The sequence below is a fragment of the Okeania sp. SIO2B9 genome, from assembly GCF_010672505.1.
GTDB classification, from domain to species: Bacteria; Cyanobacteriota; Cyanobacteriia; order Cyanobacteriales; family Microcoleaceae; genus Okeania; species Okeania hirsuta.
In genome coordinates this window covers 1-1,844 of sequence record NZ_JAAHGK010001419.1, presented here as the reverse complement: position 1 = coordinate 1,844, position 1,844 = coordinate 1, and the positions used below count along the sequence as shown (strand labels likewise).

The 1,844-nt window shown below is 31.5% G+C and carries 2 protein-coding genes; both read right to left on the bottom strand.

Annotation, left to right across the window (positions count from 1 at the left end; all coding sequences use genetic code 11):
- Positions 1 to 112: 112 nt before the first annotated feature.
- Positions 113 to 271, bottom strand: coding sequence for a hypothetical protein (locus tag F6K13_RS31325; protein ID WP_161564650.1), 159 nt, complete (start codon positions 269 to 271; stop codon positions 113 to 115).
- A gap of 880 nt (positions 272 to 1,151) precedes the next feature.
- Complete coding sequence (locus F6K13_RS31320; protein ID WP_124146446.1) at positions 1,152 to 1,349, bottom strand: hypothetical protein; 198 nt, start codon at positions 1,347 to 1,349, stop codon at positions 1,152 to 1,154.
- Positions 1,350 to 1,844 lie beyond the last annotated feature (495 nt).

Here is a 1,844-nt window from a genome sequence, read left to right as displayed (position 1 = left end):
TAATATAATGTATTTCTCAGTGATATTTAAGATATGCAGATGAGAATAAACCACCAATATTATGAGATTAATTTTAACGACTGCCAGCATTTTTATCTGGAACAGGTGGTTGTTAGTTCTCTTGATGATTTTTTTGTTGTTGAATAATAGCTATTTCAGCTTCAGAAAAACTATCATTTAACTGATTTATTAGTCTTTTATCCTCTCGTAAAAAAGTCATAGTTGTTATGAAAAGTACTACCAACAAAAGAGAATCAAGTTTATTGTCCATAATTTTCTTTCTGGTACTTATAAATATATCAGAAAGAATTTAATGATTTATGCAAACTTAATTATTTTCAGAAATACAATTAAATAAATCTACTTAGAGTATTCATGTGGTAGCATTTTTTCAACTGTGAAAGATTAGTAACTAAGTACAGCAGTAGAAGCAAAGGTCAGGGCAGATATAGAAGCTCTAAAACTTAGGCAATGTAATACTTTTCCTTCTTCCTTATTCCTTCTTCTTTCTTCCTTCTTATCAAACAAATATTTTCATATTATTTTGATAGCTATTTAACTCGTCAATTAAACTGTATAATTATTGAATTTATGCCAACTCATTCAAATTAGCATTCCGCAATTTATTCTCTAGTTCTTACAATAATCCTGCCGAATCTTGAACCATTGTATACAGACTAAGAATTTTTGCTTGTCGAGTATCTTTTCCAGCTTTTGCTAACTGAATATTTCGTTCTAAACTCGCAGCTAATTGTTCTAAGTGCTGTTGAGTAATATCAGAATTTGACCTTTGCTTACTCTTAACTTCTAATAGTTATCTTTGCAAATCCTCCACAGATAATAATGCCTCATTCTTCGGAATGTTTGCGGAGCATTCCGAAACGGAAAGCAATCTCCGTAATCTTGGCGATTACTCCTCTACAGTCGCAATGACAAGTATTTAACCGGACTTGATATTACGCATAAGGTAGGAAAAATTAGGATTTGAGATTGCTTCGTCGTTGTCGGTCGATTCGGACGGAAATACGTTGCAGGTGCGTAAGTCCTATGTATATCACAGTTGAAGGAAAGGGGACGGACATATCAAAAGTTTAAAATTCAGAAAACGCTGGATTTTTAGAGAACTAAATGCTTTCTTCCTTCTTCTATACTTAATCAATGATCCAATAACCATTTTCTCGCCAATATTGTTCTCTTAAAGCTGATTCTAAGTCATCTTCTCGAATCCAACCTTGAAATAATAAAAGCTCACCAATTTTTTGATCACATGAACTCTGAATATCTATTACTTGATTTAATTGATCTTCAGAAATTAATTGTCTGCGGATGAGAATTTCGCCTATTTTCATGATCATATTTCACCTATTTGAGATTGATGTAATTTTCTATAGGCACCCTCATAATTGACGTCATATATTAAGTGTCTATTTATCTTTATACTTAGTAATCAGCTAATTTCTGGAAATTTATGCAAAATTCGATCTAGCTAGGAATAAATCGTAAGAAATTAAAGCACCTGACTATATTATTCATCAACAAAACATGGCAATTTTACAGATATTACTAGTATCGTTTACAAAACTCAACATTTTAGATGTATAGACATTTCCATTCTACTAAACTCACCCAAAGCATTCAAAAAAAATGATCACTTATTTGACAGTTCTTGATAGGGTATCTCGAGAAAATCAGCCACAACATTAGCTAATTTTTTAACTTTTTCAATTTCAGAATCTCTTATTAAAGTGATTTCCAACTGATGATTTCGATTTTCTGCTGGTATACTAACTCTAATCTATAGGATTTATCTCCATCGCTATCTGTGCGACTTTCTAGAATTAATT

Bases quoted from the DNA above. Each gene is read 5' to 3' on its own strand.
- F6K13_RS31325 (WP_161564650.1), bottom strand. From the start codon at position 271: ATGGACAATAAACTTGATTCTCTTTTGTTGGTAGTACTTTTCATAACA.
- F6K13_RS31320 (WP_124146446.1), bottom strand. From the start codon at position 1,349: ATGAAAATAGGCGAAATTCTCATCCGCAGACAATTAATTTCTGAAGAT.